At 58.3% G+C, this 25,111-nt stretch carries 22 protein-coding genes, 3 pseudogenes and 1 riboswitch; of the genes and pseudogenes, 19 read left to right on the plus strand and 6 right to left on the minus strand.

What is annotated here, in order from left to right:
* The first annotated feature begins 57 nt into the window (after positions 1-57).
* Together ABJO75_RS24015 and ABJO75_RS24020 are read left to right on the plus strand one after the other, a co-directional pair.
* Entirely contained in the window at positions 58-486 is a 429-nt protein-coding gene (locus ABJO75_RS24015) for a VOC family protein (RefSeq protein WP_348127714.1), read from the plus strand.
* Positions 486-1,187, plus strand: coding sequence for a DUF1194 domain-containing protein (locus tag ABJO75_RS24020; protein WP_348127783.1), 702 nt, complete (start codon positions 486-488; stop codon positions 1,185-1,187). Before ABJO75_RS24015 ends, ABJO75_RS24020 begins: the two co-directional genes overlap by 1 nt.
* Positions 1,188-1,196: 9 nt before the next feature.
* On the opposite strand, the gene ABJO75_RS24025 is transcribed toward ABJO75_RS24020, so the two are convergent.
* Positions 1,197-2,258: a dipeptidase gene (locus ABJO75_RS24025; protein ID WP_348127717.1), complete on the minus strand. Its 1,062-nt coding sequence runs from the start codon at positions 2,256-2,258 to the stop codon at positions 1,197-1,199.
* Positions 2,259-2,465: 207 nt separating this feature from the next.
* On the opposite strand from ABJO75_RS24025, the gene ABJO75_RS24030 reads away from it, so the two are divergent.
* From ABJO75_RS24030 to ABJO75_RS24090, 13 genes are all read left to right on the plus strand, one after another.
* Positions 2,466-4,064: an ABC transporter substrate-binding protein gene (locus ABJO75_RS24030; RefSeq protein WP_348127720.1), complete on the plus strand. Its 1,599-nt coding sequence runs from the start codon at positions 2,466-2,468 to the stop codon at positions 4,062-4,064.
* A 48-nt stretch (positions 4,065-4,112) separates the two neighbouring features.
* Complete coding sequence (locus ABJO75_RS24035) at positions 4,113-5,135, plus strand: ABC transporter permease (protein ID WP_348127786.1); 1,023 nt, start codon at positions 4,113-4,115, stop codon at positions 5,133-5,135.
* Positions 5,132-6,061: a nickel transporter permease gene (gene nikC / locus ABJO75_RS24040; protein WP_348127723.1), complete on the plus strand. Its 930-nt coding sequence runs from the start codon at positions 5,132-5,134 to the stop codon at positions 6,059-6,061. Before ABJO75_RS24035 ends, nikC begins: the two co-directional genes overlap by 4 nt.
* Positions 6,058-6,894: an ABC transporter ATP-binding protein gene (locus ABJO75_RS24045; protein WP_348127726.1), complete on the plus strand. Its 837-nt coding sequence runs from the start codon at positions 6,058-6,060 to the stop codon at positions 6,892-6,894. Before nikC ends, ABJO75_RS24045 begins: the two co-directional genes overlap by 4 nt.
* A gap of 6 nt (positions 6,895-6,900) precedes the next feature.
* Positions 6,901-7,677, plus strand: coding sequence for an ABC transporter ATP-binding protein (locus tag ABJO75_RS24050; RefSeq protein WP_348127728.1), 777 nt, complete (start codon positions 6,901-6,903; stop codon positions 7,675-7,677).
* A 124-nt stretch (positions 7,678-7,801) separates the two neighbouring features.
* Entirely contained in the window at positions 7,802-8,785 is a 984-nt protein-coding gene (locus ABJO75_RS24055; protein ID WP_348127731.1) for a MoxR family ATPase, read from the plus strand.
* 19 nt (positions 8,786-8,804) lie between these two features.
* The gene (locus ABJO75_RS24060; RefSeq protein ID WP_348127733.1) at positions 8,805-9,761 is read left to right on the plus strand and encodes a DUF58 domain-containing protein; all 957 of its coding nucleotides are present in this window, start codon (positions 8,805-8,807) and stop codon (positions 9,759-9,761) included.
* Positions 9,758-10,240 (plus strand): DUF4381 domain-containing protein, encoded by a 483-nt coding sequence (locus ABJO75_RS24065; RefSeq protein WP_348127735.1) that lies wholly within the window; start codon positions 9,758-9,760, stop codon positions 10,238-10,240. The genes ABJO75_RS24060 and ABJO75_RS24065 overlap by 4 nt, the downstream gene beginning before the upstream one ends.
* Positions 10,237-11,217: a VWA domain-containing protein gene (locus ABJO75_RS24070; RefSeq protein ID WP_348127737.1), complete on the plus strand. Its 981-nt coding sequence runs from the start codon at positions 10,237-10,239 to the stop codon at positions 11,215-11,217. Before ABJO75_RS24065 ends, ABJO75_RS24070 begins: the two co-directional genes overlap by 4 nt.
* Positions 11,214-12,737, plus strand: a complete 1,524-nt coding sequence (locus ABJO75_RS24075; RefSeq protein ID WP_348127740.1) for a VWA domain-containing protein — start codon at positions 11,214-11,216, stop codon at positions 12,735-12,737. Before ABJO75_RS24070 ends, ABJO75_RS24075 begins: the two co-directional genes overlap by 4 nt.
* Positions 12,734-13,987: a hypothetical protein gene (locus ABJO75_RS24080; RefSeq protein ID WP_348127743.1), complete on the plus strand. Its 1,254-nt coding sequence runs from the start codon at positions 12,734-12,736 to the stop codon at positions 13,985-13,987. The genes ABJO75_RS24075 and ABJO75_RS24080 overlap by 4 nt, the downstream gene beginning before the upstream one ends.
* A 109-nt stretch (positions 13,988-14,096) precedes the next feature.
* A riboswitch (glycine riboswitch) is annotated at positions 14,097-14,184 on the plus strand.
* Positions 14,185-14,307: 123 nt separating this feature from the next.
* The gene (locus ABJO75_RS24085) at positions 14,308-15,552 is read left to right on the plus strand and encodes a D-amino acid dehydrogenase (RefSeq protein ID WP_348127745.1); all 1,245 of its coding nucleotides are present in this window, start codon (positions 14,308-14,310) and stop codon (positions 15,550-15,552) included.
* A gap of 242 nt (positions 15,553-15,794) precedes the next feature.
* On the plus strand, positions 15,795-16,136 hold the full coding sequence (locus ABJO75_RS24090) for a metalloregulator ArsR/SmtB family transcription factor (RefSeq protein WP_348127748.1): 342 nt from the start codon (positions 15,795-15,797) through the stop codon (positions 16,134-16,136).
* Positions 16,137-16,550: 414 nt separating this feature from the next.
* Here the strand turns inward: ABJO75_RS24090 and ABJO75_RS24095 are convergent, their stop codons facing one another.
* Positions 16,551-17,876 (minus strand): helix-turn-helix domain-containing protein, encoded by a 1,326-nt coding sequence (locus ABJO75_RS24095; protein WP_348127751.1) that lies wholly within the window; start codon positions 17,874-17,876, stop codon positions 16,551-16,553.
* Positions 17,877-18,067: 191 nt separating this feature from the next.
* Here ABJO75_RS24095 and ABJO75_RS24100 point away from each other — a divergent pair, with 191 nt between their 5' ends.
* From ABJO75_RS24100 to ABJO75_RS24115, 4 genes and pseudogenes are all read left to right on the plus strand, one after another.
* Positions 18,068-19,582, plus strand: coding sequence for an amidohydrolase family protein (locus ABJO75_RS24100; protein ID WP_348127754.1), 1,515 nt, complete (start codon positions 18,068-18,070; stop codon positions 19,580-19,582).
* Between the two features lie 62 nt (positions 19,583-19,644).
* On the plus strand, positions 19,645-20,178 hold the full coding sequence (locus ABJO75_RS24105) for a hypothetical protein (protein ID WP_348127755.1): 534 nt from the start codon (positions 19,645-19,647) through the stop codon (positions 20,176-20,178).
* A gap of 10 nt (positions 20,179-20,188) precedes the next feature.
* The gene (locus ABJO75_RS24110; RefSeq protein WP_348127758.1) at positions 20,189-20,539 is read left to right on the plus strand and encodes a hypothetical protein; all 351 of its coding nucleotides are present in this window, start codon (positions 20,189-20,191) and stop codon (positions 20,537-20,539) included.
* Positions 20,540-20,913: 374 nt separating this feature from the next.
* Positions 20,914-21,204: pseudogene (locus tag ABJO75_RS24115) on the plus strand (carbohydrate porin); the annotation flags it as partial.
* A 186-nt stretch (positions 21,205-21,390) separates the two neighbouring features.
* Here the strand turns inward: ABJO75_RS24115 and ABJO75_RS24120 are convergent.
* From ABJO75_RS24120 to ABJO75_RS24135, 4 genes and pseudogenes are all read right to left on the minus strand, one after another.
* Positions 21,391-22,362: pseudogene (locus ABJO75_RS24120) on the minus strand (IS5 family transposase).
* Positions 22,363-22,408: 46 nt separating this feature from the next.
* Positions 22,409-23,167: pseudogene (locus ABJO75_RS24125) on the minus strand (IS5 family transposase); the annotation flags it as partial.
* Between the two features lie 98 nt (positions 23,168-23,265).
* On the minus strand, positions 23,266-24,549 hold the full coding sequence (locus ABJO75_RS24130) for a TRAP transporter large permease (protein ID WP_348127760.1): 1,284 nt from the start codon (positions 24,547-24,549) through the stop codon (positions 23,266-23,268).
* Positions 24,542-25,069, minus strand: coding sequence for a TRAP transporter small permease (locus ABJO75_RS24135; protein WP_348127762.1), 528 nt, complete (start codon positions 25,067-25,069; stop codon positions 24,542-24,544). Before ABJO75_RS24135 ends, ABJO75_RS24130 begins: the two co-directional genes overlap by 8 nt.
* Positions 25,070-25,111: the final 42 nt, after the last annotated feature.

A 25,111-nucleotide genomic window follows, 5' to 3' on the forward strand; every position in this document is an offset into this window, starting at 1 on the left:
GCCGGACTGGCCGTCGTGACGGAATACGCTAATGTGCCAGTCAGCAAGGAGAACAATATGACCACCCGATATCTTCACACCATGGTACGCGTCGCCGATCTGGACAAGACGATCGCGTTCTTTGAACTGCTCGGATTGAAAAAGACCCGGCATATGGACAGCGAGCAAGGCCGGTTCAGCCTGATTTTCATGGCCGCGCCGGGTCAGGAAGAATGCCCGGTCGAATTGACCTACAACTGGGACGGTGACGACGGGCTGCCCAGCGACAGCCGCCATTTCGGGCATCTCGCCTATAGCGTCGATAACATCTATGACATGTGCCAGCACCTTATGGACAACGGTGTCACCATCAACCGCCCGCCGCGCGACGGGCGCATGGCCTTTGTGCGCAGCCCCGACAACATCTCGGTCGAGCTGCTACAGGACGGCGATGCCCTTGAGCCCGTAGAACCGTGGACAAGCATGGAAAACATTGGCCATTGGTGATTATCCGCGCCGCCGCCTTGGGATTGGCCCTTGCCGGTGGCGCAGAGGCCGCCGAATGCCGGTTGGCACTGGCACTTGCCATGGACGTGTCGTCTTCGGTCGATGAGGCCGAAGACCAACTACAGCGCAGCGGGCTTGCCGCCTCGCTGATTGCCCCAGAAGTGCGGCGCGCCTTTTTTGCCAGCGACCTTCCCGTGGCGCTGGCCGTCTATGAATGGAGCGGGCGCTATAATCAGGAGATAATCGTCGACTGGCGATTGATAACCGATCAGGCGGCGCTGGTTGATGTGGCAAGCACAATCGGGCGATCCGAACGAAGCCACAACGAGTTTCCCACAGCAATCGGTTATGCGCTTGGTTATGGCGCCGGGTTGCTCGCACGCGCGCCAAACTGCCTGTTCAACACGCTGGACGTTGCCGGGGACGGCGAGAACAACGAAGGGTTCCCTCCGGCTGCCGCCTACGCGGAATTTCCGTTTGGCGGCGTAACCGTGAATGGTCTTGTCGTGAATGCCGCTGAATACGAGGCCGAAATTTCGCTTATCGAGTTCTACCGCGATGAGGTGCTGCATGGTCCCGGCGCGTTTCTTGAGGTCGCGCAGGGCTTTGATGACTATGAACGCGCAATGCGCCGCAAGCTGGAGCGGGAACTGGATGTTCCAAGTCTGGGAGCGTTGGACACCGGCCCGCGCCCCGGCTAATTGCGCGCGTCACGCGGCGGGCGTCGGCACACCCTTGTCAATCGCCGCCAGCCAGTTCTTGTGACAAATCTTGGCAATAAGCGCGTCGCCAAACCCCGCATCCCGCATACCTGCCACCAGATTGGTCAGCCCAGCCACACCGCCGATCTCGCACGGGAGCAGGCAGCCGTCAAAATCTGATCCGAGGGCAACGCCACCCTCCCCCAGAATGCCAACCATGTGATCCAGATGCCGGACCATCTGTTCGATCGGCGTGTTCCTGTCTTGCTTGCAGTCCGCCCGCAAGAACCCGACATGAAAGTTCAGTCCCACAACCCCTCCGGATTCCGCCACTGCAGACAATTGCCTATCTGTCAGGTTGCGCGCACTGGGCGACACCGCATGCGCATTCGAATGGGTGGCGATTAAGGGCTTGTTCGTCGCTGACGCCACATCCCAGAATCCAGCCTCGGTGAGGTGTGACAGGTCGACCAGAATGCCAAGGCGATCACATTCTCGAACCAGATCAAATCCGGCGTCTGTCAGCCCCTTTCCCGGATCAAGCTGCGGCTGGGCCTCCATCGGGGCGCCATGCCCAAATGCGTTGGAACGGGACCAGACCAACCCCAGCGAGCGCAGACCCGCCGCATGAAGCATCTCAAGCGCGTTGAGATCCGTGTCGATGCATTCCGCGCCCTCGATATGCGGGACAACGGCGATCCGATTGCGACCAATCGCAGACCGCACATCCTGGGCATGTTCACAAATTGCCAGATCTTCGGGCAATTCACGCGCAAGCCGCCTCATCCGCGCAAACATTGCCAGTGTGAAATTCAAGGCCGCAGGCTGGTCGATCTGATCGAAATTGCTAGGGTCATCAGGATCAAACGCCGCATCGAACCTGTCCAGATGCGACGGTGTGAACATGGCGAAAAAGCCGCCTACGAACCCGCCTTTGCGAGCGCTGGGCAAATCGATATCCAAAGTGGGATTAGGCTCTGCAAAGGTCAGCGGCCTGCCCAAACGGGCGGCAATTTCGAGCTTTAGAAGTGTATCGTTATGTCCATCGAAAACGGGAACGAGTTCGGTCATCAAAGGCTCCTGAATGGGTTTGGCAGGCACGGCTATTCCCGCGAAAACGGTAGATTCCCGTACATTGTAAACAATGACAGCATTATTGACGATTGGCTCTGAATCCTCAACGGTGGGCGTAGGCCTGACAGATCGACTCGGTATCCGGCGCGTAAACACTTGCTACCCAAGTCCGCAGAACAGGCATAAAAACAGGGAGTTACTAGGATGAAGACCATATTACGGCAATTGATTGCCTGGCCGCTGGCTATGCTTGCGTCCCTATTCCTGAGCCTGTCGGCGCAGGCCGCACCACCCAAAGACACGTTTGTGATGGCAAAAGATTTTGCCGATATCATCACGCTTGATCCGGCGGAGGTGTTCGAATTCTCCGGCGGCGAGGTCATCGCCAACGTCTATGACCGCTTGATGATGTTTGAGGCCGAAGACCTGCAGACCTTGGTCGGCGGTGTCGCGGAAAGCTGGGACATTTCCGAAGATGGCAAAACCATCACCTTCACCATTCGCCCGGACATGACCTTTCATTCCGGCAACCCGGTGACGGCAGAAGATGTCGTTTACAGCCTGCGCCGTGTGATCAAGCTGGGCAAAACCCCATCGTTCATCTTTTCGCAGTTCGGCTGGACGCCTGAAAACGTCGACGAATTGGTCGTGGTCGATGGCGACAAGGCCAAGATCACCATCACCGAAGAGTTTTCGCCCGCACTGGTCCTGAACGCAATGTCCGCAGGCATCGCGTCGATTGTCGACATGAAAGAGGTCATGGCGCATGAGGTCGATGGCGACATGGGCTATGCGTGGCTCAAGACCAACAGCGCCGGTTCTGGTGCCTTCGTGCTCAAGGCATGGAAAGCCAACGAACTGGTTACGCTCGAAGCCAACCCCGACTATCGCCACGGCGCACCGGGTGTGAAACGCGTGATCATCCGCCATGTGCCGGAACCCTCGGCCCAGCGTCTGCTGATCGAAAAGGGCGATATAGACCTCGCGCGCAATCTGACCCCCGATCAGATCGAAGGCGTTTCTGGCAATGAAGACCTGAAGGTGCAGGCCGATCGCAAGGCGGCCCTGATCTACATGGCGGCCAATTCCAGCGATCCGATCCTTGGCAACCCCAAGGTGGTCGAGGCGCTGCGCTATCTGGTGGACTATGAAGGCATGTCCAACAGCTTCCTCAAGGGTCAATTTCAGGTGCATCAGGCTGCGTGGCCGTCGGGTTTGTGGGGGTCTTATGACGAAACTCCGTTCTCCCTGGATGTGGAAAAGGCCAAGGAACTGTTGGCCGAGGCCGGCTATCCGGACGGGTTTGAAGTTGCGATCGACACTCTGACAGACTCGCCCTATCCCGAGATCGCCCAGTCTGTGCAGGCAAATCTGGCGCAAGCCGGGATCAAGGCAACCATCACCACTGCCGAGGGCAAGACCCTGTGGCCCATGTACCGTGCGCAAAAGCATCAGCTGATCCTGGCGCAATGGTCGCCGGACTATGTCGATCCGCATTCCAACTTGGACGCCTTTGCCCATAACCCGGACAACCGCCCCGAGGCGAAATTGACTGGCGTTCTGGCCTGGCGTAACGCATGGGCGGATGACGATACGAACGCAATGGTCGTCGCGGCCCGCAACGAACCGGATCTGGCCACGCGCGAAAAGCTCTATCAGGACATCCAGAAGGGCCTTCAGAGCAATTCGCCCTATGCGATCATGTTCCAGCAGACGGAGCAGTCAGTCCTGCGCAAAGAGGTCGAGGGCTATGTTTCGGGCGCGACCTTTGATCTGATCTTCTATCGCACGATCACCAAATAGGCCGGTGATTTGACCGAAACAACTACAGCTGCAGCGACGGGCTCATCCCTGTCGCTGCAGCGCCCTCTCAAAGCCATTTCAAATGTCTTGCTGACGCTGGTTCTGACCTTTGTCGGGCTAACCGCGATCACATTTACAATCGGTCGGGTCATGCCCACCGATCCGGTTCTTGCCATCATCGGCGATCGCGCCCCGCAGGAAACCTATGACCGCGTGTACAAGGAAATGGGGCTCGACCGCCCGATCTATGAGCAATACGGGCGCTATCTGAGCGAGCTGGCCCATGGCAATCTGGGTACGTCTATCATGACGTCGCGGCCGGTGCTTGAAGACATCAAGCGGTTCTTTCCCGCAACCTTGGAACTGGCCACCATCGCAACCCTGATGGGAGTTCTGATCGGTGTGCCGATGGGGGTCTGGGCTGCGGTCAATCAGGGACGGTTCATCGACCACGCCGTCAGGGTGTTGGGCCTGATCGGCTACTCCATCCCGGTGTTCTGGCTTGGCATGGTCGCCTTGCTGATATTTTACGGCAAACTTGGCTGGGTGGCAGGGCCCGGACGACTAGACGTCTACCTTGACGGGATCGTCGAGACCCAAACCGGATTCATCCTGATTGATGCGGCCCTTGCCGGGGAATGGGACATCTTCTGGAATGCAGTGTCGCATCTGATCCTGCCCGCAAGCATTCTGGGTGCGTTTGCACTGGCCTATATTGCGCGCATGACGCGCAGTTTCATGCTCGATCAACTTAATCAGGAATACATCCTGACCGCCCGCGTCAAAGGCGTGAGCGAAGGCGCAGTGATCTGGCGCCATGCGTTTCGTAATGTGCTCGTACAGCTTATCACCATCATCGGGCTGACCTATGCCTCGCTACTGGAAGGGTCAGTTCTGACCGAGACGGTGTTTTCATGGCCGGGCATTGGCCAGTACATCACAACGTCGCTGTTCAACGCCGACATGAACGCGGTCCTTGGCGGCACTGTTGTCGTCGGCACCTGTTTCGTCGGGATCAACATGCTGTCTGACCTGCTCTATAAACTCGTCGACCCGAGGGCGCGCTCATGACCGACAGCACATCGCCCCAAACCAATGGAGGGCTGCGCGGCTGGCTAATGTCACCTGCCCCGCAATCGACACTTCAGGCGCGCTGCCAACGCGGTTATCTGAGCTGGCTGGCGTTTCGCGCCAATCCAATCGCAATGACCGGCCTCGTGATCATTCTGCTTTTGGTTCTGATGGCTATTTTTGCCCCGCTTTTGACGTCAAGCAACGGCTTGGAACCCGACCTTCAAAACCGCCTGCAGCCGTTCAGCGCCGAACATTGGCTGGGCACCGATCAACTGGGGCGAGACATCTACGACCGCATCGTCTGGGGCTCGCGGATCACGCTCTATATCGTCGGGCTGGTCTCGGTCATCGTCGTTCCCATTGGTTTGGCGATTGGCACCATTGCCGGCTATCTCGGAGGCTGGGTCGACAATGTACTGATGCGGATCACCGATATCTTTTTGGCCTTCCCGCGCCTGATCCTGGCCCTTGCCTTGGTGGCGGCCCTCGGTCCAGGGCTTGAAAACGCAGTCCTGGCCATCGCCCTGACCACCTGGTCACCCTATGCCCGGATCGCACGGGCCGAGGTTTTGACCATCCGCAACGCAGAGTTCATTCTTGCCGCCCAGTCACAAGGGGCCTCGACATTTCGTATCCTGCGCCGGCATGTGGTGCCGATCTGCCTGTCCTCGGTCATCGTACGGCTGACGCTGGATATGGCGGGGATCATCCTGACGGCGGCGGGCCTTGGTTTTCTGGGTCTTGGTGCGCAACCGCCCCTGCCGGAATGGGGCGCGATGATCTCGACCGGGCGACAATTGCTGCTGGATCAGTGGTGGGTGCCGACGGTACCGGGCATTGCGATTTTTGTGGTCAGCCTTGGATTCTGCCTGTTGGGCGACGGTCTGCGTGATGCCCTTGATCCAAAGAACACTGACACATGACACCATTGCTTTCCGTCAAAGACCTGCGGGTCACGTTTGAAACCCATCGCGGGCCGGTCGAGGCCGTGCGCGGGGTGTCGTTTGATCTCGGCCGGGAACGGCTGGGAATTGTTGGCGAATCCGGTTCAGGGAAATCCCAGACCGGTCGCGCCTTGTTGCGCCTGTCGGCAGGCAACGGGCGCGTCTCGGCCGACAAGATGGAGTTTGACGGCATCGATCTGATGACGGCATCCGAACGCAAAATGCGCGCTATTCGCGGTGCGCGCATTTCGATGATCATGCAGGACCCGCGCTATTCCCTGAACCCGGTGGTCAAGGTCGGTGATCAGATCGCCGAGGCGTTCCTTGTGCACTCCTCGGCCAGCAAACGCGAGGCGCGCGCCCGTGCGATGCAGATGCTGGAAACCGTGCAGATCCGTGAACCGGAAAAAGTGTACGAAATGTACCCTAATCAGGTGTCGGGCGGCATGGGGCAGCGGGTGATGATCGCGATGATGCTGATCCCGAACCCGGATATCATCATCGCGGACGAACCGACCTCGGCATTGGATGTTACGGTGCAGATGCAGGTTCTCGCGCTGCTGGATGACATGGTGCGCGAACGCGGCATGGGGCTGATTCTGATCAGCCACGATCTGAACCTCGTCGCGTCATTCTGTGACCGGGTTCTGGTGATGTACGCGGGCCGGGTGATGGAGGTGATCGAGGCCGGACGCCTGTCTGAGGCCAAACATCCCTATACCCGCGGATTGCTGAATTGCGTACCAGAATTGAACGAACCACAGGAAATGCTGCCGGTGCTTCAGCGCGACCCGGCATGGCAACAGGGATGATCGCGCGTGATTGAAGTCAGCAATCTCAACGTCACCTTCGGGCATGGTCGTTCGGAACTGCGCGCGGTGCAGGATGTATCGTTTCGCATCGAGGCCGGTGAATCCTTTGGTCTGGTGGGCGAGTCCGGCTCTGGTAAATCAACGGTCTTGCGTGCGATTTCACGGCTGACGCAGGACTGGACCGGCTCAATCCGAATTGCCGGCAACGAACTCGGCCATCGCCGCGACCGGAACACCGCGAAACATATGCAGATGGTGTTTCAGGACCCCTATGGCTCGCTGCACCCCCGTCACACCATCAACGACATTCTGATGGAGCCGCTCGAAATTCACCGGATGGACAAGCGCGAAGCGCGGGTTCTCAAGGCGCTTGAAGAAGTGGGCCTCGGGATCGAGATGCGGTTCCGGTATCCCTATCAGATCTCCGGCGGCCAGCGGCAACGGATTGCCATTGCCCGCGCGCTGATCCTTGAACCCGAGATTTTGTTGCTCGACGAACCGACCTCGGCGCTTGACGTGTCGGTGCAGGCCGAGATCCTGAACCTTCTGAGACGTATCCAGAGGGAACGCGGGTTGACCTATCTCATGGTCAGCCATGATCTCGCCGTTGTTGCGCATATGTGCGAACGGGTTGCCGTGATGAACCGAGGCCGCTTTGCCGAAGTGGTAACAACCGAACAGTTGCGTTCCGGCACCCCGACGCAGGACTATACCAAGCAGCTTTTGACCGCGAGCGGGCGCTATGACCGCGATGTCGCCAAATCGTTCGTCAGTTTCGACTAGGGTGCAGCACGCCTGATACCCCCCTTTCGCATCAAAATTGGAACCGCTAGGGTCACCACAACTTTCGGGTGTCACGATCAAAATTGACACACCCGTTCAGAATGAAAACCACCGGGAGTCGCGGATGAGCGCACATGATCAAATTCTCGATCTGAAAGTCCGCATGGGCCAATCCATCATCGGGCAGGTCGACGTGATCGACCGGCTGATCATCGGGCTCCTTGCGAACGGTAATCTGCTGGTCGAAGGTTTGCCCGGTCTCGCCAAGACCCGCGCCATCAAGGCCATGGCGAAAAATCTGGATGCCAAGTTCAGCCGCGTCCAGTTCACGCCCGACTTACTGCCGTCTGACGTCACCGGCACCGAGGTTTATGTGCAAAGCGAAGGCAAGGCCGAGTTTCGTTTTGACCCCGGTCCGATCTTTGCCAACATCGTGCTCGCTGACGAGATCAACCGCGCACCGGCAAAGGTACAAGCGGCGTTGCTGGAAGCGATGGAAGAACGGCAGGTCACCGTCGCTGGCACCACCCACAAGATGGAGCCGCTGTTCATCGTGATGGCAACCCAGAACCCGATCGAGCAGGAAGGCACCTATCCCCTGCCCGAGGCCCAGATGGACCGGTTCCTGATGCATGTGAACATCACCTATCCTCCGGTCGAGGACGAGGTTGAAGTGATCCGGCTGGTGCGCGGCGAAGAACAAGCGGCGAATGCGCCAGCGCAAGGTAAGAAAGAGAAACCCCCGGTCATTGCGCAGCAAGCCGTCTTTGATGCGCGGGCAGAGATCGGGCAGATCCATGTGTCGGACGCAATGGACCGCTATATGGCCGATCTGGTCTATGCCACGCGGACCCCAGCCAAGCTGAGCGAGGAATTGGGCAACTGGATCGAAATCGGTGCGAGCCCCCGAGCGTCGCTTGCCCTTGATAAGTGCAGCCGTGCCCACGCCTGGATGGCTGGCCGCGACTATGTTGATCCGCAGGACGTGCGCGCCATTGCGCATGACGTGTTCCGGCACCGCGTCGCCCTGAGCTACGAGGCGCAAGGCGATGGTAAGGTCAATGACCACATAACCGACGAGATCATCAAGCTGGTCGCGCTGCCCTAGACGCAGCGCAAGAGGGATCATGACCAAGACCGCCCAGACAACGGCAAGCCATCACGACCCGCGCGTCCACGTGGATCTGCGCCAGTTGCTGCGACTGGCGGGTCCGGCGCGACGGCTGAGCCTGTTGCCCCGGCAACCGGCACAATCGGTTCTGAACGGACGCCATGCCTCAAAGCTGCGCGGACGTGGTCTGAACTTCGAAGAGCTGCGCAACTATTTTGCGGGCGACGATATCCGCACCATCGACTGGAAAGTGACCGCACGCACGGGCGAGCCGCATGTGCGGGTCTATACAGAAGAACGCGACCGCCCCGCCCTGCTGTTGGTTGATCAACGGATGTCGATGTTTTTCGGCAGTCGCGTCTATATGAAATCGGTGATTGCCGCCGAGGCCGCAGCGCTTGCTGCGCATCGACTGCTGGCGCAGGGGGATCGCGTCGGCGGTCTGGTCTTCGGTGACGATGCCATTGCCGAACATCGCCCGGTGCGTTCGACTGCCGCCGTGCACCGGATTCTGGCCTCGGTTGCAGATGCAAACACACGCCTGCATGCAGCACGGGCAGTCCCGGAACCCGGATCTTTGAGCGCGGCCCTCAAATCGGCAGGGCGGATTGCCAAGACCAACTATTTGATACTGGTCTTTTCTGATTTTGACGGCATTGACGATCAAACCGAACGGCTGCTCAGGTCGCTGGCCCAACACAACGACGTGCTGCTCTTTAGCGTGGCCGATCCGTTGGCCGACGCATTGCCCGAAGGGTTCCGCATCGCCATTTCCGATGGCGAGTTACAGGCCGAGATCAACGCGGCCGATGGCACGGTGCGCGAGCGGATCGAAACCGTAACGCGCGGCCGGCTGGCAAAACTTGATCACTGGACCCGCAAATACGGGCTGCCCTTCCTGCCGCTGACCACCACAAAACCCGCGCTTGAGCAGCTGTCGCTGTTACTTGGCCAGACAGGACGCACCAGATGAACGGCGATCTGGATGGGCTGAACCTCGTGCAATTGCTCGACCTGCTGGAACCGGCACCCGAACCTCTGCCAATCTCGATGATGCCGCAGACCGTCGGCTGGATCTGGCTCGCATTTGGTCTGATTGCCGGTTTGCTATTGCTCATCCGGAAGGGCCTGCGTCGTCATCGTGCCAATGCCTATCGCCGCGCTGCACTGGCTGCATTGTCCGACGCAGGCGATGACCCGGCCCGTATTGCACAGATCATCCGGCGCACCGCTCTCGCCGCCTTTCCGCGTGAGGATGTTGCCGGGTTGACCGGAGAACACTGGTTGGCATTTCTAGATCGAACCTTGCCGGGGGACGGATTTTCCGACGGTCCGGGCCGTGTGCTCGCCGCCGCGCCTTACCGGGATGTACCTACGCAACCCGGCCTCGCGGAACTTGCACAGAAGTGGATTTCCAATCACGACGCCGCATTGCGTGAGCCGCAAACATGATCACGTTTGCACATCCCTGGCTCTTGCTGCTCCTCCCTGCTCCTTGGCTGATCTGGCGTTTCATGCCGCCGCACAAGGAACAGGTTGCTGCGATCCGAGTACCGTTCTTTCGCATGCTGACCGAAGCGGCAGGCGAAACGCCCTCTATCGGTGCAACGGTGTTGCGGCGCGGGTGGCTTCAGATGGGGGCCGCAATCTGTATCTGGGCGCTAATTGTGCTGGGCCTCGCCCAACCCCAGCAGTCGGGGGAACCTGTGGTGATCGAAAAATCGGCACGCGACATCGTATTGGCGCTCGATATCTCGGGTTCGATGGACGAACGCGATTTCGTCGGAGAAGACGGAGAACGGCAACAGCGCCTGGACGCGGTGAAGTCAGTGATGAAAGAGTTCATCGCCGCGCGTGACAGTGATCGGATGGCGTTGATCGTGTTTGGGACCAAGGCGTTCGTTCAGGCGCCGTTTACCGAAGACCTGCAGAGTCTGGATGGCTTTCTCGATCAGACACAGGTGGGCATGGCGGGTCCCAATACGGCAATCGGTGACGCCATCGGGCTTGCGGTGCGCACGTTCGAGGCAAGCGAGGTTGACGAGCGGCTGATTATCCTGCTGAGCGATGGGGCCGACACCAGCAGCCGCATGACCCCGATCAACGCTGCCACAATTGCGGCGGATCGCGGTGTTGTCATTCAAACCATCGGTGTCGGCGACCCGGTGGCATCGGGCGAAGACAAGGTGGACCTCGGAGCGCTTGAGGATATCGCGAAACGCACGGGTGGCGCGTTCTTCTTTGCCGATGATGCCAAAGCGCTGAGCGATATCTATGCGCAGATCGATGAAATGGCACCCCGCATCACCCAAAGCACCAGCTTTCGACCAACCGAGAACCTTTCTTGGATCGCGGCGGGTGCGGCGCTATTGGTCGGCCTTTGCATCCTGTCACTCTTGACCATCCGAGCACGACGGAGGGTGTCATGATCGAGACGCTGGACGCCTTTCATTTCCTGAGGCCACTCTGGTTGCTCGGCCTTCTGGCCGTTGCAGCACTCTGGTATCTGGCCCGCCGGCGCAAGGCCGCCAGCGATTTCGAGGCCGTCGAGATCGCCCCCCATCTGGCAGACGCGCTAAAGGTTGGCGATGCGGGCACGCGCCGGTTCTATCCGATTGACGGAGTGGCGGCTGGCCTTACGCTTTTGGCTCTCGCCGCTGCCGGACCAAGCTGGAGCCGCATCCCCAATCCGCTGGTGTCGGAAACCGCTCCGCTTGTCGTGGCGCTGAAGGTTACGGAATCAATGGAAGCGACTGATCTTGCGCCCTCCCGGCTGGAACGCGCCCGGTTCAAGATCCTCGACCTGATCAACGAACGTGCGGGGGCGCGCACCGCTCTCATCGCCTATGCTGGTTCTGCGCACAGGGTTTCCCCCCCGACCGAAGACCCAAACATACTGCAACCGCTGCTGCAGGGATTGAACCCGGCGGTGATGCCTGTGGACGGGGACAATCCGGCCGCCGCTCTGGCGCTCGCGTTGGAGATCGCCGAAACAACCGAAACGCCGGGCGCCATACTCTTTGTACTGGATGATCTGAACCCGGCGGACATCGCCGCGTTCCAAGGCTCGGCCGAGACGCCACTGCCACCCATTGTCATGTTGGTCACTTTGCCCGATGGGCAAATTCCGTCACAACTGGACCGGTTGAACGATGTCACCGTCGTTCCCCTCAGCGCCGATGACAGTGACATAGACCGCATCGAACGTAGCCTGCGATCGGCCCACAAGGCCGCGTTACTGGCGGATGAACGGCTAAAATGGGAGGATCGTGGCTGGTGGTTCCTCTGGCCTGCAGCGATGCTGGCCCTGTTGTGGTTCCGTCGCGGCTGGACCATGCGGTGGAGCGCGGTTGTGCTGCTGGTTTTTGGTTTTCAGGTCCCAACAATTGGACAAGCTGAAGGCTGGAAAGACTGGTTCCTGACCGCGGATCAGCAAGGTCATCTGGCGTATCAAAACAAGGAATACGCATGGGCGGCAGACCTGTTTGAGGATCCGATGTGGCGTGGACACGCGCAAATGCGCGCCGGTCAATACGCCGAGGCCGCCGAAACCTTTGCCGGGATCAGTACGGCGGATGCTGCCTTTGCCGAAGGGCTGTCGCGCATCCGAAACCGCGAGTATCGCCCCGGCGCACGGGCCTTTGAAGAGGCGCTGAAACGGCAACCGGATTTCCCGGAGGCCGAAAGAAACCGCGAGATTGCCTGGGCCATCGTCGAATACGTAGAGACCGCGCAGGAGCAATCCGACACCGGAGAAGCGAGCGGGATTGGTGCCGACGAGGTGGTCTTTGACAACGAATCCCAACGCGGTGCCGACACTCAGGTCGAGGCCCCGACCGAAGACAGCGCACCCCAGACGGCGCAGCAGTGGATCGACAGCATCGATACCGATATGGGGGATTTCCTGCGCAGCCGTTTTGTTCTGGAAAACAGCGGGGGACCGCAATGATCCGGCTGCTTGCCTCAACGTTTATCCTGTTGTTTTTTGCGAGTGGTTTTGCCATCGCACAAGAGCCCGAAATCAGCTTCGAGTTTGAAAACGACTCGGTCATCGTCGGCCAACCGCTGGTCTTGCGCATAAAGGTGCTCGTACCAACGTGGATGCCAAGCTCACCGGATTTTCCGACACTCGAGGTTCCTTCGCTGATGGTGCGTCTGCCGGAGCGCGCCACCACCCCGATCAGTGAACGGATTGAAGGGGAAACATGGTCAGGTGTACAGCGCGCCTATCGCTTGTATCCGCTGGCGCCCGGTGACTATCGCCTGCCTGCGGGCGAGGCTGCGATCACCTATGCCGATCCCGGCAGCACCGATCCGATCGCCTTTTCTGCCCCGCTCCCCGACATCAGGTTCGTGGCGTCCCTTCCGGCGGGTGCTGAGAGCCTGTCGCCGCCTGTTCTCGCCAATGGTTTCACGCTTGAACAGAAAATCGAAGGTGAAAGCGAACTGACCGTGGGCGATGCGATCACCCGAACACTGATCGCACACATCGACGGTACAACTCCGGTCCTGATCCCGCAGCTTGCCCCCGAAAGCCCGGGCACCGCGTTGCGTGCTTATCCCAAGGACCCGGTCGTCACAGAAACCGAAAACAGGGGCGATTTGTCAGGCACCCGCACAGAGATCACAACCTATGTGGCACAGACCGATGGCACCTTGGTTCTCCCAGACGTTTCCATAGACTGGTTCAATCTGGAGAGCGGCAAGATCGAAACCGCATCGGTGCCCGAGGTTACATTGACGGTGACGGGCGCACCGCCCAAACCGACCGATCCCGCCGATGTTGCGGAATGGCTCGCCTTGGCGGCTTTGGCTCTGGCGATCGGTTGGGGCGTCGGCAAATGGGCCCGGCCAACCATCAGCAGCCGAATTGAGGCCTTGCGCGACCGCTGGCACCGCTCAGAACGATACGCCCATCGCGCCGTGCTTGCGGCGATTGCAGATCAGGATCTCTCTGCAGCGATGATCCAGATGGATCACTGGAAATCATTTGTTCCAGCAGGCGATACTGCCGACTTCCGACAACTGGACACCGCCCTCGCCGGCGTCGGTGCCGCGCGGTTCGGCGGTGAAACGCAATCGGATATGACACTTCAGTGGCGGCAAGTCAGCGTGGCTTATGGCAAGGCACGTGCACAGATGCGCACCATGCTTCGCGCGACCTCAACAGGATCAAATCTGCCTCCGCTCAACCCTTGAACTATACTAAACCTCGCACCTTCGGCCAACCCGATACCGATGGCGCACAGAGCATCGCTCAAATCAGTTGCGCGAATCAATCTGATCACCTAAACGCCGCGACATAGTGAAGGCTATGCCGGGAGAAGGCGGGTTACACCGCCGCCGAAGGAGCAACCGCCCCGGAAACTCTCAGGTCCAAGGACCGGTATGGCTGAAACACTCCGGAAAGCGGCTCGAAAGGCCCACCGTAGGAGAAAGCCCGGATATCGGGCGAAGCTCTCAGGTTCCATGCACGGAGGGGGCACGCGGCAGACGCCGCACGTGCAAGGAGCATGTCCATGACCAAAGTTGCCGTTATCGGCGCCGGTGTGACCGGCCTCACCACCGCCTATGAATTGCTGGATCGCGGTTTTGAGGTGACCGTCTTTGACCGCCACCGCTATGCCGCGATGGAAACCAGCTTTGCCAACGGTGGCCAGTTGTCCGCCTCGAACGCCGAGGTCTGGACCCAGTGGGGCACAGTCCTGAAGGGTCTGAAATGGATGCTGCAGGCGGACGCGCCGCTGTTGGTGAACCCCGCCCCGACCCTGCACAAGATGCGCTGGATGGCAGAGTTTCTGTCAAACATCCCACGCTACAAGCAGAACACGGTCGAAACTGTCCGTTTGGCCATTGCCGCCCGCGCCGTGCTGTTTGAAATGGCCGACCGCGAAGGTATCGATTTCGATCTGGAACGTCGGGGCATCCTGCATTTCTATGATCACGCAAGCGACTTGGCGCATGCCCGCAAAGTCAATGCCCTGCTGGCCGAAGGTGGCCTTACCCGCCGCGAAATCGCACCCGAAGAAATCCGCGACGTCGAACCGGCCCTGCATGGCGATTTCGTTGGCGGGTTTCTGACTGAATCCGACAGCTCCGGTGACATCCACAAATTCACGATGGGTCTGTCCCGCGCCTGCGCCCGTCGCGGTGCAACATTGCGTTTTGGCGCAGAGGTGGAAAGCCTTTCTGCAGAGAACGGCGTCGTGCGTGTGACCGAGGCAGGTCGCGACGAAATCTTTGACGCGGTTGTTGTCAGCGCCGGTATCAAAAGCCGAGGATTTGCCCAGCAACTCGGGGATCGCGTCAATATCTATCCTGTCAAAGGGTACTCGGTCACCGTCAACCTTGATGACGCGGAAAGTCAGGCTGCTGCACCCTGGATCAGCTTGCTGGATGATCGCTCCAAGATCGTGGCCAGCCGATTTGGCGCCAACCGTTTTCGCATTGCCGGAACTGCCGAGTTCAACGGCGACAACCGTGACATTCGCGCCGACCGCATACGTCCGCTGACCGAGTGGTGCGAACGCCACTTCCCCGGCATATCGACCGAAAACGTGACGCCATGGGCTGGCCTGCGGCCCATGATGCCATCAATGCTGCCTCGCGTCGGAACCGGTCAAGCGCCGGGCGTGTTTTACAACACCGGACATGGCCATCTTGGCTGGACCCTCTCAGCAGCGACCGCCCGCATCGTTGCCGCCAAAGTCGCAGAAACCCATGGAACCGCGCGCGGCCACCAACAACCGGCAATCGCCGCCTGATCAGACAACTCGCCGTTCCCTGCCGCGCACGCGTCGGCAGGGAACGACGCGGAGAACCGCAGCGATCGCTCCGAACTCAGAAAACTTGCCTATTCCCACGCTGCGAGAAGCTTCCGATTCTCCTTGATCGATAGTTCGGCACAACCTCATGTTCGAGCGGCTTGCCCTCGGATCGTTGCATTCCGCCCAGGCGCTGCCGCAATCACCTTTTCCAAACGGACGCAGCCTAGTAAGACAAGGGCATGTCGGATCCTCTGGATACAGTCTTTGCCGCCCTTGCCGACCCGACCCGTCGGGCGATCCTGTCCATGTTGCTCGAAGACGACATGGCCGTGACCGACGTGGCAACCCCGTTTGAGATGTCGCTGGCCGCAATCTCAAAGCATCTGACCATCCTCACCCGCGCAGGCCTGATCAGCCAGGAAAAGCGCGGGCGCGTTAAGTGGTGCAAACTCGAACCCGACGCCCTGCGTGGCGCATCCGTCTGGATGCAGGGATTTGGCCAGTTCGAGCCTGTCAACCTCGAGGCGTTCGAGCGGTTCTTGGTACAGGAGCTGGGCGAAGCTGTCAAACTGACCGAATAGGCTTCGAGCATACATCCTACATCGAAATAAAACTTTACAATATCCGGTTTGAGCCCTCTCTGAGAATTCGATTTTCTCGCTGCGTGCGCACGCAGCGTAAATATTTCTGCATGAGCACGAAATTCCATGACACAGCGCGGCGGCAATTTCGGCCATTCGTGAATCACGCAGCATTTTTATCGGGAAGAGTTTACTGGATGCGGGACCTTCCAGACCTTGGCGTGGATCAGCCCTCCTGGCGCTTTCGGCTCTCTCCTACCATTCCGGCGGACATCTATAACGGTAGCGTTCTCAAATGCCGTCATCTGAAAAATTCATTTGGGAATGCCGATTTAACTTGAGCGATCTACGTGAAGACCAAACTGATGCTGCTCCAACTGTGCCAAAGCACGAATATGGACAGAGCCGCTGTAGTCATGGCGGAACACCATCTTTCCAAGTGTCGAACACCAGATGGCAAACGATAGCGCCGGTGGAAGTTCCCAAAAGTGCGCCCCCCCAAGTGGGCCAAGCCAGAATCCCTAGAATCAGATACAGACGGTGCCGAACATTTCTGCAAGACCAACCAGAAACATGATCTTCCTTTTCATGCCGTAGCTTTCGAACATTGCAAGCTGCGTTTCGAAGATCTTCTGTTGCCAACCGGCGAATTTGATCGAACTTTTTGGCAGGAAATAAGCCGACAAGAGACCCACGATTATGCTGATTGTCATTGTTTCTGTTCTCTATATGCGCGCCGGAAATCCGAGGGGATTGGCCGGTCCATCGTCGGAAGGCTCGTGAAAACACAGTCGGATCCGAGAAACCAAGTTGCTGTGCCGTTTCGCTCACCGAGCAGTACTTTGCGCCGAGCAGGTCAAACGCGATGTCCCGCTTGACGCGGGCTATGACCGTCGAGGTTGTCTCGCCACGTTCGGACAGGCGCGCGTTCAGGGTGTTTGGGTGCAGTCCGACAAGGCGCGCAGCCTGTTCCGCCGAGAAATGCGGATCAGACGCCCGCGACCGAACCATGCCCTCGAACCCTGCCAGAAAATCGATGGGTGCAGCAAGGTCGCTATCGGTCGGGTGATACTCGCGGCCATTCTCCAGCGCTTCCACGGTCAGGCGGTGATTGAGCCACGCCGATGGGAATCGGATGGAAAAGCCCCGCTCGTCTGATGGAATGCCGGTTATCCCATAGAACTGCTTTGACAGCACGCCCGGGTCGGCAAGTTGCAGCACAATCTCGCGCGGGTCCCAGCGGAAATCGAGCACCCGCTGCAAAAGCGAAATCCAGATTCCGATCGTGAACCCATCGGCCTGTGCGGGCGAATGCGAGGCGCGGAAATGGCGGCGGGCCGCAAAGTACGCATCACCATCCTCGACCAGCAGAGACTGGGATACTGCGTTGGATTCCCTTGAGACGATCTGGGTGAAGCGAGTGAACAGGTCGCCAAGCGTCATCGCCTCGGCAAGCATCTGCCCCTTTGGGAGGAAGCTCTTGAGATCGACCGTCTGGCCAACCTTGATACAAAAATCCGGACCCTCAACGGCAGCGGCGGCATCGAAGGCGGCATAGACGACGTCGTGCGACAGGAAGCTTTCCGCGGTGACGATTTGCACCGCATCAACGCCGAGATGTGCAAAAACCTCGTCCGGATCCCGCCCCCGCGCGCGCAGTGCTGCAACCACCGGCGCCAGCACTGTTGCCCGCACCAATGGCAGATCAGAGTCTTTAGGTGTTTTGCGATTTCCAAACATTCTTGCTCCCAATTCCCGGAAACCTGCCATCGCGGCACAAGCCAATCCAGAAAAAAGTTGCGAAACCTGACCGTAACCTAATTAGGAAATTTCTGACCTGAGTAGATAGTCAGGCATTCCGCGCGAGAAGTTGCCATAGTCTGGAGAGGAAGAGGTCGATTCAAAGTCGATCATGCATTCAGGGAGCTAATATGACCAGGCAGTTCACGCGTACTTTAACGACATTCACATTCTCGGCGATGATGTTGGCCGCTGGGCCTGGGTTTGCACAGCAGGAACCACCCTCGGTTACCTTGTTCAAGAACGTCATGGTGTTTGATGGCGCCACGGATGGTCTTCAGGATCTCGACGTGCTCGTCGTGGACAACAAGATCCACAAGGTTGCCGAGGACATTCCGGAATCCGGTACTTGGGAAGTTGAAACGAGGAAGTCATCAGTTAACCTTTCGCCCATCAGTGGTGGCGCGGGATCAGGCTACACGTTCATCGTCGAAGATGACGAAGGGACCCAGACACTTGAAATAACGCCAAGCGTCATCGATGGCGGTGGTCGTACGCTGATGCCAGGGCTAATCGACAGCCACACACACCTTTACCTGTCCATGGGCGGCGGCCGGATTGGTATGGAAAACTCGCGTTGGGATCTATTCCCGGCGATGGGTGCAGCGGCGGCGCAGGAATGGTTAGCTGATGGGTTCACAACGATCAGAGACATGGGCGGCATGCATGACGGCTTGCGCACTGTGATCGATCAGGGCCTGCTGGAAGGGCCGCGCATGTATCTCGCAGGGTCCACCATTTCGCAAAACTCCGGTCATGGTGACGTACTTCTGGCAGGTCAAATCGATCCCGGGGAAAACAATCTGGGACGCCTTGGGATATTCGTCGTAGCGGACGGGCCCGAAGGCGTGCGTCACGCTGTGCGCCAAACATTTGGCTATGACGCGACCATCGTCAAGATCATGATGGGCGGTGGCGTTGCTGGCGCGAAGAGCCCAATGTTTGCCCCGCAGTTTACCGATGAGGAAATCACAGCAGCAGTTGAAGAGGCCACCGCCCGCGACGTTTATGTGTCAGCACACATCTATACGGACAAGGAAATTCAGCTTGCGTTGCGGCTAGGAGTGAAAACCATTGAACATGGGCAGTTCATTTCTGAAGAATCCGCGATCCTTCTCAAAGAAAAAGGCGGCTACATCAGCCCTTTTCTTGCATCCATCGTGAGCGATGAAATCTTCAACCACCCAGTCTTTGGTAACCCGAATTCCTTTGAGTACCCGAGGGTTGTTGCGATGAAAGAAAGCGCCAAGGATTTTGTGTCGATCATGCAGAAGGTGCGCCCGAAAATGGTGTTTTCCTCTGATATCGTGAACTCCAGCGGCGTGCCGGCGCGCCAGCACCGCGATCACGAGAAGTGGGTATTTGCGGATAAATTCGGGAATTTTGAAGCGCTGAAAGCAATGACCTCTGTGGGTGGTGAACTTGCGCTGGAATCAGGGCAGTCCAATCCCTATCCGCATAAACTGGGCGTGATCGAAAAAGGCGCCTATGCAGACATCATCCTGGTGGACGGCAACCCGCTGGAGGACATCACCGTCATTGGCGGGAACCCGAAATGGTTCGACGCAGAACCGCGCGAGCGTGGTATCGCAACCATCAACCTGATCATGAAAGACGGCGTGATCTACAAGAACACGCTGAACTGAGCAGTGCGCGGGACGGTCTCCCTCGGCAGGTTCCGCGCACCCTCGATCAGAAGGTAATCCTCATGAGAACCAGTATTTGTGCTGCCTTTAGGTTCCGCGCGCTCGCTGCCCCGGTTTCGGCGCAGGTTGGTCCGAACATCGACGATCTGGCCAAAGAACTTTCCAATCCCGGCGCGGCAAATGCGGCCCTCAATGTCAAGCTTGAGTACCGGACCTATGACGGGGATTTGAACGGGGCGAATGACGCTGTGGCGACAACATTAACGTTCCAGCCGGTGTTGCCGTTCAAACTGAATAATGAAAACAATCTCATCTTTCGACCGTCGTTCAGCTACATTTGGGATCAACCGCTACCGAATGCTGCGACTAATTCGGTATATCAAACCAACAGCTGGGGCGACATTCCCTACGACTTATTGTATTCTTGGAGCACGGATGGTTGGACATTCGGTGCCGGTGTCGTTGGATCGATCCCGACGGGTTCAAACATTTCAAGCGACACCTGGCTGCTTGGGCCAAGCGTTTTGATGGTGCGCCCGACTAATTGGGGCATCTGGGGCTTTTTTCCGTTTCACAACGAAAAAAGTGGGGGGTAGCGGACCTGACGTGTCGCTGACATCCGTGCAGGCGTTTGTGTTCTACGGTCTGGGGAATGGCTGGTTGATTGGGTCTGGGCCAACCATCAGTTACGATTGGAACGCCGCTTCGGGCGACGAATGGACCGTGCCGTTGCAGATGGCTTTGTCCAAAACAACTTCAATCGGAAGCGGGATCATAAAACTGAATTTTTCGGTCGAGCGCAATGTTGTGAGACCTTCAGCATTCGCCGAGGATTGGACCTATACCTTTGCGATCAGCCCAGTCACTAAAAACCCTTTCCAACCCAATCCGCCCATGTCGAATGTTGATGACGTGACCCGTGCCGCAGTTCTGGCGCCAATACGGGAGCTACGCTGAGTAGCCATGTCGTTGATGCGTTCAGTATATTTTTGTATGGTCATATCGGTGGCTCTTGTGTCTCCGGCCTCCGCAGACACAAGTAGCTCTCGCGAGAGACTGGAGACCACTGCCGGAGCGTCGTTAGTGGACCAGCTTTATGCATTCGCGCTTGTAAGCGACGCCAATGGTTCGATGACTGATCTGGACTGGTTTCCCGGCGGTTCGGAGTTGTATAAATACGTCGAACTGGGTTGGACGCCTGAGCGTTCGCAGCGTTATCTGACAAATGTTCATAGCGGTGCATAGCACGTAGACGAACGGGAAGAAGCCGGTGTTCCCTCTGCCAAAGGTGTGATGCTTTCTGCCAACAACCCATTTGACGACAGCTTGATGGTTTTGGTCGGTTGGGCTGGTCTGACGGGCAAGCGCCCATCGCACGTCACGCTGTTAACGCGGGCTTGCTGTGGCGCCCGGAAACCTTTGGCGACCTTTTTGGCCTTGGCATTACCTATGCGGATCCGAGTGACAATGCGCTTGATATTCAAACAACGATTGAAGCGTTCTATCGCTTTGATCTTTCCGACAACACCGCCATCACAGGTGATATTCAATATATCAATACTCCAGGCTTCTATGACGATGATCCGTTGATCTTTGGATTGCGGGTACGCTTCAATCTCTGAATTGAAGGATGCGGTGGGGTTGGTGTTGCAGAGAGTGTTGATGTTTGTTCAGAGGGTTGAGTGTTGATTTCAATCAAACCACCCGAATGTGGGTCATGAAATGGTGGGAGTAGCTGATATGGCAGTTCGAAATGACTCTGTTGCATAAATTCGTTTCTGAACGAACACCCCTTTCCCCGGACACAGTTAACCCATGGTTTGCGTGACGGGGATGCCGAGCGCGGTGTAGCCGTTCATGACTGCAATACGGACCTGAACCGCTGCAACCTGTCGGTCAAAGTCCCGCGCCATCAGGCGCTGTCCCAAGAGTTTCATACAGTGCATCTTCGTTTCGGCACGGCTCCAGCGGCGGTATTGGCTTCAGTTTCGCCAGATCGCGCGGCCGAGGTATTTGGATGCCCGCAGTGCCTCGTTGCGTGCGATGGCTCCCACTGTGATTGGCTTCCAGGGTTTGGCATTCTTTCGGGGCGGGACGATGGCCGCGGCACCCCGGTCGGCGATGGCGTCGTGACAGTTGCGGGTGTCGTAGGCACCGTCAGCCGTGACGCTCCCGATCTCTACATCCACGGGGGGGTGGCTGAACAGGTCAGATAGCACCGGGGCATCACCAATGTGGCTGCCGATAATCTCGACCGCCCGAACCTACAGTGTTTCTTCGTCGATCCCGAGATGGATCTTTCGCCAGACGCGCCGTTTGGGTCCGCCATGCTCGCGCGCGTGCCACTCGCCTTCACCCTCGACCTTGATCCCGGTGCTGTCGACCAAGAGGTGTAACGGGCCCTTGGAGCCGCGATATGGGATGTTCACTGCCAGGGTCTTCTGGCGACGAGACAGGGTGCTGAAGTCGGGCACCTGCCAGTCCAGACCGACCAAATGCAGCAGGCTCTCGACGAAGCCAATGGTCTAGCGCAGCGCCATGCCGAACAAAACTTTCATCCCTTCTCGGGCATTGCGTCGCAATGCCCTGCCAAGCAAGGGTCAGGCATGCCTAGATAGCGGTGTCGTTGTAGGTCTGCTGCCGACCGCGCTTGCCCGTCGGCACCGCATCCCAGATCATCTCGGGGTCAAACCAGATTGTCAGCGAGCCACGGCGCTTGAGTGCCTCGTTATAGGCCGGCCAGTTCCTGGTCTTGTAGACTGGGGTGTGGGTCTGCTCATGGCGCCCAGATACCACACTGGATTCACGACGTGAATCCCTCACGGAGTTCTGCAATCGAGCCGCTGTCGGATGCAGCGCCGCGTTCGGGCGTAAGGTTGCGTTTTTGGGGGGCGGGATCGCGATCTTGACGATTGTGCCAAAGCGTTCGACGAGAAGTTCACGGGTTGAACAGCCGTCGTGAGCCGCGTCTGCGAGGAATCGATCAACCGGACCGTCGACTTGATCCAAGAGGTCTGGCAGTGTCGTTGGATCACCAATGTCGTCTGTGGTCAAATCGGAACAACCGATCTCGCCACTGACAAGGTCAAGACCGAGGTGGAGCTTGCGCCAATTCTTACGCTTCGCCCGGTTTTTATGCTTCTCTTCAAGCCAATCAACTTCCCCGAATATCTTTAGGCCGGTGCTGTCCACAACCAATTGCACTCGTTTGTCACTCTTGGAACTCGGCTTTGTGCGCAAACTCACCCCATTGCTCCGGTGCGAGAGGGCGGAAAAATTCGGCACTGCGATCTCAACCCCCAGCAGACTCGCAATGCAGCGCATTAAGCCTTGGGTCTGACGCGGCGCCTGCTTGAAGACTAGGCCCAGCGTCAGGCACATCTCGATCCCCAGATCAGAGTAGCGCGGCTGTCCGTCGCGCGTTGTTCGACGTGGTGCCGACCACAAGGCAATCGCGTCTTCGCTGAGCCAAACCGTGAGGTCACCTCGCCGCCGCAGACCCTCGTTGTGTCCGGGCCAGTTAGTCACCCGATGCCTTTCTTTCGGGATCTTGTCACGACGATTGGCGTTGAACTTGTGCGGCATTCACAACTTGCTGAAGGGTACAAACCGCAACGATATCAGCGGTGCTGCGATCCCTGTAACAAAGCCCCTCGACGGTCGGAGTTCTGCAACAACGCCCCTCAGAACCCACTGACTGTCGGGAGCCAGGTCGAAAGAGGCGGCACAAAGGTGATGATTACCAAGGCCGCCGCCAGCGCGAGAAAGAAAGGCGGCATTTCGCGGACCAGTGTCGAGGGCTTCAATTCTGCGGTCGAAGAGACAACGAATATCAAGCTTCCGACCGGTGGTGTCGCTAGGCCAAGTGTCAGGTTGACGATCACGATGATCGCGAAGTGGTCGGGATCGATCCCCAGTACGAAGCTAATGGGAGCAAGGATCGGCACAAGGATCATCACCCCAGGCAATGGATCCATGAACAGTCCGAACACGATCAGCAGAAGGTTCACGGCCAGCAGGAAGACGATTGGTGACAAATTCCACGAGATGATGGTCTCTGCCAGGAATTGCGGCACGCTCTCGATGATCAGGACCCAGGCAAATGCCCGTGCTGCACCAAGGATTAGCAACACCGCGCCCGACGTCAACGCCGCACGCAGAATGATGCCAGGCAGATCGCGAAGCCGGAGCGAACGATAGACGAACATTCCTACGACAAGCGCATAGAAAACCGCAATGACCGAGGCTTCGGTAGGGGTGAACACTCCGAACCGGATGCCGCCCACTATCAAGATGATCAGGAGCAACGCAGGAACCGCATAGAGCGCAATTGCTCCGATCTCGGCCAGTGACGGCATCGGCTCGCCCGAGGCATAGTTGCGCTTCTTGCTGACACGCGCATTGGCCAGCAGGATCATCGCCGTAATCAACAGCCCGGGCAGAACACCGGCCATAAAGAGCGATCCAACCGAGACGTTCTGATCCTGCATCGCGTAAATGATCATGGTGATGGACGGGGGAATGATCGGGCCGACGACGGAACTGGCAATCGTCAAGGCGCCCGCGTAGGGTCGGTCATACCCGCCCTTTTCCATCATCCGGATCATCATTGTACCGGGTCCGGCCGCATCGGCCAGAGCGCTGCCCGAAATGCCCGCGAACATCGCAGAGCTGATGACATTTGCATGGCCAAGCCCGCCGCGCATATGGCCGACAAACGATTGCGCCAATCGCAGAATGGCCTGAGTCACCGCGCCGCCGGTCATGATTTCGGAGGCTAGGATAAAGAACGGCACGGCCAGAAGTGGAAAGCTGTCAAGGCCCGCGAACATCTCTTTAGCCACGACGAGATGGGGATAATTCGAAGCGAAGCTGATCGCGAGAAAGACAGAGATCGCCATGGCAAAGGCGACGGGCAATCCGAACGCAAGCAGCAGGAACAGCGCTGGAAACAGTATTTCAGCCATTGGCGCCACCCGGAAGTGTGCCCTGATCAGAGGCGGTGGCGTCGAGCCGCTTGTAGCTGCCCGCAAGAATGAAACCGCGGGCAATCAGCAGAAGGTGGATGATCAGCAATGAAAACCCCACGGGCATCGCCGCGTAAACATAGATAAAGGGAAGCCGTAGCGCAGGTGTGACCTGATACTGCATGCGTTGGGCATATTGCACACCGACATGAACCATGAAGCAGAAGAAGGCCAGAAGCGTCGCGACGATGGCCGCCCTGAGGATTTTCTGCCCAGTATCGGGGAGGTGCTCCTGAAGATTGGTGATGGCGACATGGCCGCCGATCCGAAGGATCAACCCGGCTCCGGTGAAGGTCAGCCAGATCATCAGATAGCGTGCCGTTTCATCAGCCCAAGGCAGCGAATGCGAGGTCAGGTAGCGCAGTGATATGTTGGACCCGACGATGATCGCCATCCCCGACAACATCAGGATCAGTGCCCAGCCATTCAGCAGGACGAATGTTTGTTCGATCCGTTTCACTGCGTGCTCCCGGAGTTGCGCCGACATCGTGTCGATGCCGGC

The organism is Sedimentitalea sp. (assembly GCF_039973035.1).
GTDB lineage: Bacteria > Pseudomonadota > Alphaproteobacteria > Rhodobacterales > Rhodobacteraceae > Sedimentitalea.